Source organism: Faecalibacterium sp. DFI.5.82, from assembly GCF_029076575.1.
Lineage (GTDB): Bacteria > Bacillota > Clostridia > Oscillospirales > Ruminococcaceae > Faecalibacterium > Faecalibacterium duncaniae.
Map to the genome: position 1 here is coordinate 232,033 of NZ_JARFIS010000003.1, position 8,445 is coordinate 240,477.

Annotated in this window: 7 protein-coding genes; 2 read left to right on the forward strand and 5 right to left on the reverse strand. The window is 49.6% G+C overall.

All coding sequences use genetic code 11. The features are described from left to right. Positions 1-83: 83 nt before the first annotated feature. From P0G09_RS06765 to P0G09_RS06785, 5 genes are all read right to left on the reverse strand, one after another. A complete protein-coding gene (locus tag P0G09_RS06765; RefSeq protein ID WP_275252280.1) occupies positions 84-2,462 on the reverse strand; it encodes an FtsX-like permease family protein in 2,379 nt (792 codons plus the stop codon). 14 nt (positions 2,463-2,476) lie between these two features. Further along, a complete protein-coding gene (locus tag P0G09_RS06770) occupies positions 2,477-3,142 on the reverse strand; it encodes an ABC transporter ATP-binding protein (protein WP_009296631.1) in 666 nt (221 codons plus the stop codon). Positions 3,143-3,363: 221 nt separating this feature from the next. Next, the gene (locus P0G09_RS06775) at positions 3,364-4,395 is read right to left on the reverse strand and encodes a HAMP domain-containing sensor histidine kinase (protein ID WP_005936000.1); all 1,032 of its coding nucleotides are present in this window, start codon (positions 4,393-4,395) and stop codon (positions 3,364-3,366) included. Further along, positions 4,392-5,084, reverse strand: a complete 693-nt coding sequence (locus P0G09_RS06780) for a response regulator transcription factor (RefSeq protein WP_275252282.1) — start codon at positions 5,082-5,084, stop codon at positions 4,392-4,394. Before P0G09_RS06780 ends, P0G09_RS06775 begins: the two co-directional genes overlap by 4 nt. Before the next feature lie 211 nt (positions 5,085-5,295). Then, positions 5,296-5,433 carry a helix-turn-helix transcriptional regulator gene (locus tag P0G09_RS06785; protein WP_081027757.1) on the reverse strand — a complete coding sequence of 46 codons (138 nt, stop codon included), beginning with the start codon at positions 5,431-5,433 and terminating at the stop codon, positions 5,296-5,298. A 262-nt stretch (positions 5,434-5,695) separates the two neighbouring features. Between P0G09_RS06785 and P0G09_RS06790 the strand changes: the two genes are divergently transcribed. Both P0G09_RS06790 and mobQ read left to right on the forward strand, forming a co-directional pair. Then, positions 5,696-6,019 carry a DUF3847 domain-containing protein gene (locus P0G09_RS06790; RefSeq protein ID WP_112091956.1) on the forward strand — a complete coding sequence of 108 codons (324 nt, stop codon included), beginning with the start codon at positions 5,696-5,698 and terminating at the stop codon, positions 6,017-6,019. A 269-nt stretch (positions 6,020-6,288) separates the two neighbouring features. Next, the gene (gene mobQ / locus P0G09_RS06795; protein ID WP_342760523.1) at positions 6,289-7,869 is read left to right on the forward strand and encodes a MobQ family relaxase; all 1,581 of its coding nucleotides are present in this window, start codon (positions 6,289-6,291) and stop codon (positions 7,867-7,869) included. The last annotated feature ends 576 nt before the right edge of the window (positions 7,870-8,445 follow it).

Below are 8,445 nucleotides of genomic sequence, written 5' to 3' on the forward strand. Positions count from 1 at the left end.
ACAAAGCTCGGACATTTCAAAATTTTTTTGAGAAATGGCGAAAAAAGCGGGGCAGCACACGCCGCCCCGCCGATCCCATACGGTTATTCCATCGCCCGCATTTGTTCGATCAGGGATTGCTTTTTCTGTCTGCGGATTGTCCATACAGACAAGATCAGTTCCATTCCGAACAATACCAGAATGAACAGTCCCATTTCCAAAACCGGGAATTTGTAAGGCACTACATTTCCGGCAAAAGCTCCTATGCTCATTTTTCTGCAAGCAAAGATGGAAGCCGGAAGCCCAACGATCAGCGTCGCCAATGTTGCAAAGAGCGCATAGCACAGCCCCTCACAGATGTTCATTTCACATAGCTGTTTTTGTGTTAGGCCGATAGAACGCAGAATACTGTTTTCCTGCTTTCGGGCTATCTGGTTAGAGAGTGTCGTATTGATAAGGTTGATAACGCCAAAGAGAAATACCAACCATGAAAGTATCTCCATACTGCCAAACGCAAAAGAATTTGTCATTTCTTCATATTCAATCACTGTATTGATTTCATCTAAGGCAATATTACTATGGCTGGCAACAATATTTTTCAATTCAGCTCCCACATAGTCCGTTTTTTTAGGGTCATTTACAATGCTCCATGAATAGTCAAAAGAGGTGATTTCCGGGTGCAGTTCGTGGAACAACGCTTCTGGTGCAAAAAGAGTTGCCCCATCTAAGGGCATCCTGCCATGTCCTGAATATACCTTTGCAGGAGCGTATAACCCCGATATGGTAACAGAAACGGATGGCTGTTCTTCTCCCAAAGAAATTTCAACCGTTGAACCAACACCCATATCCTCATTCTGCTTTAGCACATTATAGTCAATTACAATACTACGGGAATCTGTTGGCATGGTTCCCTCTGTCAGAGCCGCTTCAACTGCCGCATAATTCTGGTCGGTCAGCATATCGCACATACCACCAGCTTGATGAATCTCTGTTTTATAAGTTGCATGGAGAGATTGCCTGCTTGGAATTATATCTGTAACGCCATCAATAGATAAGATTTCCTGCTTTAATTCCTCATTCAATGGATTTCCCGCTGCCATAACCTTTTCTTCTGTCATTTCAGAATCCAAATAAATTTTATAGTCGCCGTCTGGGAAAAACTGTCTTGCAAGCGCCTCTGGTGAGCGCAGCAAAACAATGGAGGATACCACAAGCAGGATAATTCCGCCCAAACTCAATGAGGCTACAATAGCAACGGTCTTTTTTCGGTCACGCCTAAAATTTGCAATTCCCATTGAAACAGGATTGAGCTTGATATTCTTTTTCCGGCTGCGGATGTCCTTTTGCGCCGGGGTAAAACGGACGGCTTCAATGGGGGAAATCCCTGCCGCAATTTTCACCGGCTTACGGATGGAAACAGATATCATGATCCAACTGCTTATAAGCGTTAAAATAACCGTTGCCACATAGGAAACAGCGTTAAAACCCTTGGAAAACAGGAGGAAACCGCCGCATACGCCCAGCACTGTGCCAATCAGAATCCCGATACTGCCGAGTTTGCGTCCCTCTCGCTTTACAATCCGCTTGATTTGCTTTGGTGTCGCACCAATCGTCCGAAGCTGCCCGTAGCTCTTGATTTTGTCATTGATGGAGATACGGAAGATACTCTGGATCACAATATAGCCGCCGATCAGAACAATGGCAATCACGCCAGCCATCAGTGCAAAATCAAAGGATTTAGAAGTATAGGCAAAATACTTGCTGTTCATTTTGGGCATAGGAAGCTGATATTCCTCTGCAATCTTCCTGCAATAAGAGGTCATCAGTTCTTCGCCCAACTGGTCGCTGTTTTTGAAATGGACATAGGCGCGATAGCCAGCCGGGTCAAACCCGTTCCATTCTGTCAGGGCAGCGTTGGAAAGAATGATAGCGCAGGTATTCGCTTCTTTTTCATTTACGCTGTCCATAATGCCGGTAACGACATAATCACCATGAAAACTCTCTGTATCTAAGGTCACAGTGTCCCCGATCTTGGCATTGTTTCCATAGGTGGAAAGAAAGTATTCGCTTACAACAACTTCATTTGCTTTTTCAGGAACCCGGCCCTCTAACAACTCCATCTGCGCCTTGGCAATCTCCATCATTTGCGCGTCGCAATACACATAGGACGCATGATAGCCCTGTTCTGAAAGCTCCTCACCCAGCATATAGTAGCCGCCTACGCGCTCAAACTCCGGCAGTCCTTTCAGGGTTTCAATGTCGTTTTCCTCTACGCCCAGCCAGACCGCCTCATAAGTATCGACAACCTGATTGCGCTGCATTTGTGTCAGGGAGGTAGACACAATTCCCGTAAAGCAGATCAGAAATGCCGCCAGCGCAACGGCAATCACCACCATCAGATTCCGGCGCTTCTCGCTTTGCAAACTTTTCTTTGCCAGCTTCTTTGTAATGGCGCTGGTATCATTCTCAAAAGGCCATGTCATAGCCTGCCACCTCCTTACTCCACAATCTTGCCGTCCTCAATGCGGACAATCCGATCTGCAAGACGGGCTATGTCGTCATTGTGGGTAATCATCACAACAGTTTGCCGGAACTCTGCACTGGTGCGCTTGATAAGCCCCAGCACCTCGGCGCTGGTCTTGCTGTCAAGGTTGCCGGTCGGCTCGTCGGCCAGCACAATAGCCGGTTTGGTAATCAGGGCGCGTGCGATAGCCACACGCTGCTGCTGGCCGCCGGAAAGATTGTTCGGCATATTTTTCAGTTTATCTTCCAGCCCCAGCAGGTGAACGATCTCGTCCAAAAACTTCTGATCCACCGTGTCCCCGTCCAGCTCCACCGGCAGGACGATGTTCTCATACACATTCAGGATAGGAACAAGGTTATAGTTCTGGAAGATAAAGCCGATGTTGCGGCGGCGGAAGATGGTAAGCTGTTCGTCGTTCATTTTCGACAGCTCTTTGTCCCGGACAATCACATTGCCGGAAGTAGGGGTGTCCAGCCCGCCCATCATGTGAAGCAGGGTGGACTTGCCGCTGCCGGAGGTTCCCACAACGGCCACAAATTCGCCGTCATTTACAGAGAAGTTCACGCCGTCAAGGGCGCGGGTGATATTCGGCTCTGTACCGTAATACTTTTTCAGGTCGATAGTCTGTAAAATTCTCATACTCAAAACTCCTTTCAAGGCTTTCTGCCTGTTGATAAGGCTATTGTAAAACCCAAATGTCCGCGAAATGTTACAGCGGCCAAAAAATTTCATTGAAAATCGGGGGTGAAATGTTACAACGCTCGGACATTTCCGCCGAAAAACTGCCACTGGCAGCTTTATCGGCACACTGTTGCGAAAAGACTTACGGCGGGCAGCCGAGAATGACCGTCCGCCGCATTCTATTTTGTCGGCAGCATAATGGAAAATTCTGAACCCTTGCCCGGCTCCGAAACCACTTTGATATAGCCGCCTTGCCGCGTTACGATCTCGCGGGCCAGATACAGGCCAATGCCCACGCCCTGCTGTTCGTGTACTTCTTCCTCACGATAGAAGCGCCGGAAGATGGCAGCCTGATTGCTTTCGGAAATGCCCTTGCCGGTGTCGGTCACTTTGACCTCCACATACATTTCCCACAGCACCACTGACACGGCGATTTTCCCGCCTGCCGGGGTGTACTTCACTGCATTGTCCAGCAGGTTAAAGAGGGCTTCGGATGTCCACTTGCTGTCATGGAAAACGGTCAAATCCTCCGGGCAGTCCACGGACACAGCGATTTCCTTTTTCTCCGCTGCATACACAATCCCACTCATGGCCTGCGCCACGGTATCAAAGAGGCGACCCGGTTTCTTATCCAACTGGATCACGCCCGTTTCCAGCCGTGAGGTTTTCACAAGGGCCTGAAAGAGAAAGTCCAGCTTATCCGTCTGGCTGCGGATTCCCCGGATAAAGTCGGTGCGCTCCGCCTCGGTCATGGGCTTTTCCAGCAGGGTGTCCGTCGCCATTTTCAGATTGCTTACCGGCGTTTTCACCTGATGGGAAATATCCGATACAAGGGTCTGTAACTCCTGTCGTTCCTCGTCCACCCGGCGGCGGTTCTCCTGCATGATCTGGTAAAGCCTTGCCAGCCGGTGTCCGATTCTGGCAAGCTGGGTTTCGCTGTCCTCTGGCCGCTGGGGCGCTTCATTCCCGGCGATCATGTGGTCTAAGGTCTGGCACAGGTCAGCGGTAAACTGCGACAGCCGCTTTCCAAACGCCTGCGTCAGTACAAAAATCCCCACAAGGGCGCACAGCAGCAGCGTCCCGCCTGTCAGCAGCACCGCAATCTGTTTTGTCACAAGAAACAGGGCTATGGTGATCCCGGACATGGAGAGGACAAGCTCCATTGCCACCCGGCCAAACAGCCGCTTTACCGAGAGGTTTTGAAACTTCATTTTACCTCGCCTCCCGTCCATTGATACCCCATGCCGTAAACGGTCTTGATGTAGGGTGCGCCGCCGTCGGCTTCAATCTTGCTGCGAATACGGCTGATGGAGGTTGTCAGGGTGTGTTCGTCCACAAACCGCTCGTCTATATCCCACAGCTTTTCCAAAAGCTGCCCACGGGTCAGCACTTGCCGGGGATTTTTACGAAACAGGTTCAGCATTTTGTACTCCATCGGGGATAGGGTCAGGGGCTTGCCATTTAAGGAAGCCGCCTGTTCCGAGAAGTCCAGAAACAGCCGCCCGTCGTCGTAAATGTCCTTGGCCGGTTTGTGGTGTTCCAGCATGGCGAACATGGCTTTGATTTTCCGCTGCAAGGCCCCGATCACAAAGGGCTTTGTGATGTAGTCCACCGCGCCCACCTCATAGCCCCGTATCTGGTCGCTCTCCTGATCGTTGGCGGTCAGGAAAATCACGATGGTATCCGGGTGCTGGGGCTTTATCAGCTTGCACAGTTCAAAACCGTTCCCGTCCGGCAGGTTGATGTCCAGCAGCACTAAATTAAATTCCCGCTGGCGGATGGCTTCGGCTGCGGTTCTGGCATTTAGGGCAGAAGTCACGCCGTAGCCGTCTGCGGTCAGGTTATAGTCTAACATCTTATTCAAAAAACTGTCGTCCTCGACAATTAAAATCTGCTTCATATCCTCACTTCCTTTGCTTTTTGCAGATAGTATAACAGGCAAATGTCCGTGAAATGTTACAAGGACAAATATATTTATCATTTTACAGCTTTTTTATGTGTACTGCAATTTTATAAAAGAAAGGACAGCAGTATCATCAAATTGCTGTCCTTGCGGTTTATTATAGCTGGTAGTGTATAAGCGTTGGTTCATCATATTTGGTGTGGTATCTTTAACTATGGGAAACTCCCCGCTCCCATTTTGAAACTGCTTTATCCGTAACATTTAGCTTTTGTGCAAGTTCCAGTTGTGTCCACCCCCTTTCCTTTCTTAATTCCGAGATGAACGTACCAAATTTTTGACTATCCATGTCGATTGTCCTTTCTCTTGAACTGTCTCAATCCATATCACGTTTTCCGATTTATTTCCACCTACGATTTGTAGAGTCCTTCATTTACTTCTCTACTTTCTGTTTACTTTAAGAAAATGATCGTAACAGCGTCCATGTTTTCGCTCGCCACTTTTCCAATGGATTATGACAGTTTTAGCGAGAGATTATCCATATTGATTATGTGTAGTGTACCACGAACCAACAAAAATATCGGATGTCACTAATGCTGTAAAGGAGCGTGATGCCATTGACCCAACCCAAAACCGACCTTGCCTATCTCCGCAGCGAAAAAGCCAAAGCAGAGCAGAAGCTGCGCGCTTGTCAGCACCGGGAGAAAATCCTTGAACGCCAGATGTCGGAGCTGAACCGGAGAGAGCGTGTGCATCGTCTTTGCACCCGTGCCGGAATGCTGGAAAGTTTTCTGGTCTGTCCGGGAGAACTGACCGACGATCAGGTGATGGAACTGTTGAAGATCTCGTTCCGTCAACCTGAAGTCGTGCTGGCGCTTGCAAAGATGGTGCATGACGTTCACGAACGCAGCAACGTCCAAAACCCTTTAGAATAAAGGGCGCAATTATACACCGTTCCGGTGAAATTGCGGTCTTGCAGACGGCTCGATGAAATCGAAGCTGGCGTTTGTGCGCCAGCCCGATTCCATCCCAAGGAAAACTGCATTTTCCTTGCGCTGCTTTGCAGCTATCCTTTTGCGGCTCCCGCCTGAGACCAAAGCGCATAGCACTCCGTTCCAAGGCGGCGAGCAAAACCGAATACGATCCCAGACCGTTCATCAAGAGCAATCTTGCTGGGCGGTCTTTTTGTTTGGAGGTGATACCTATTCCGTGTCCGCATTTCAAAATCACCATCGTCAAGCGCAGCCAAGGTCAGTCCGCTGTTGCCGGGGCCGCTTATCAGAGCGGCGAACGGCTGTTCAGCGAGTACGACCAGAAAACAAAATTCTACAACAAGAAGAAGGAACTTGTCCATGCCGAGATCATGCTGCCGTCCCATGCGCCACCCGGATATGCAGACCGGGCAACACTTTGGAACGCCGTGGAAGCCGTGGAGAACCAGTGGAACTCCCAGCTTGCCCGGCGCATCGTGCTGGCGTTTCCGGTGGAGGTGCCGAAAGAACAGTATCTCTCCATGATAAAGGAATTCTGTCAGGAGCAGTTTGTTTCCAAGGGTATGATTGCTGACTTTGCCATCCACGACAAAGGAGATGGCAACCCACACGCTCACATTCTGCTGACGCTCCGGGCAATGGACGAACATGGCAATTGGCTCCCGAAAGCCCGAAAGGTATACGACCTTGACGAAAACGGTGAGCGCATCCAGCTCCCCTCTGGCAACTGGAAGTGCCACAAGGAAAACACGGTGGACTGGAACGACCAGAAGTATGCCGAGGTCTGGCGGCACAGTTGGGAGACCATCACAAACCGCTATCTGGAGGCTGCTGGCAGACCGGAACGTGTTGACCTGCGCTCCTTTGAGCGGCAGGGCGGCATCCAGCAGATACCGACCGTTCATCTCGGCCCTGCTGCACACCAGATGGAAAAACGGGGAATCGAAACATTTCTCGGAAATCTCAACCGGGACATTCGAGCCGCCAACAGCCTGATGCAGTCCATCCGCAGTGCAATTCGTGGTCTGCAACACTGGATCGCAGACCTGAACGAAAAGAAGCGGCTTCTTCTGGACGCTCTGGAAAAGGCGAAAGAGCCCACGCTGTCCGACCTGCTGGTGGACTACTTCAATCTCCGCAATGAGCAGCGCAGTGATTGGTCTGGCAAGGCAAAACTGAAATGCACTGTTCGGGACTTTGAGGAAGTCAAACGGGCGGTGGACTATCTGAAAGCCCATTCTCTGAACACCATCGAGGATCTGGATACCGCAATTTCTAACCTGAACCAGACCGCCGCCCCTCTCCGCAGGCAGTTGAAGCAGAACGAAAACCGTATGCGGGCAATCGCCCAGATCAAGGATGCTGCCGCCGCCCATGCCAAGCTGAAGCCCATCCACGACACCTTTATCAAGAAGAACTTCAAGTTGACCAAGGACGCTTATGCCGCCCAGCACAAAGAGGAGCTGGACACCTTTAATAAAGCTGTCCGCACTCTGATGAAACTGAACGGCAGCACAGCGGTAGATTTTTCGGCATTGGATGCCGAATTTTCTGCGCTGCAATCCGGCAGCGCAGAGCTGCGCACCCAACTGGAAACCTTGCAGCCGGATATCTCTGCACTGAAAAATATCCGCAAGTATATCGACATGGTGCTGAATAAGCAGCAGCTTTCCGCGCCGGGCGGCAAGATGCCGGAGAAGGAATCGGTGCTGAAACAGCTGGAGCAGCTTCAGCAGAAAAAGTCCAACTACAAAACGATTTCCACCACCCCAAACCGCGAAGAATCGCTCTAAACGATCTTTCTGTCACCGATACGCCGTTGCAATCAGTGGCAGAAATACATAATTCGTATGTTTTTGTTAGCTTTTGACTATTCTCGTTGGCTAGTGAGTAGAGGCGTATTTTTAAGGCGGAAATTTTCTCCAACACCCCCCATTTTAGGCCACTTTTTCTGTTAATAGTAGAAGTGTTTCTTTGAAGGCCAGTCATTTGTGACCTTTTTGTTAATTCTCAAAAAGATGGTTGTCTTTGGGCTGTTTTCGTTGCCTACCTATTGAGAGGATTTTTTCAAAAGCGGAGATTCGGTCTCAAGAATTACAATTCAATTACAAGTTTCTCACCAATGCTATGAAACAGGCGTTCTCGATGCCTACCAAGTGTAGGGCATCTTTTTCAAGACCACTTTCAACTTCAGGCACTGCCGCTGCTGCAAAGTTTCGTCCTCCGTCGGTCGCCCATGGATCAATGTTATTTTAATCAAGCAGCCACTTCAACTATATTTTCCAAAAACTTTTCAACAAATTTCTTTTTCGGGCTACTTTTGGGCCGTTTTCGATGGCTCGTAAGTAGAGGGACAATTTTTCGGAAGC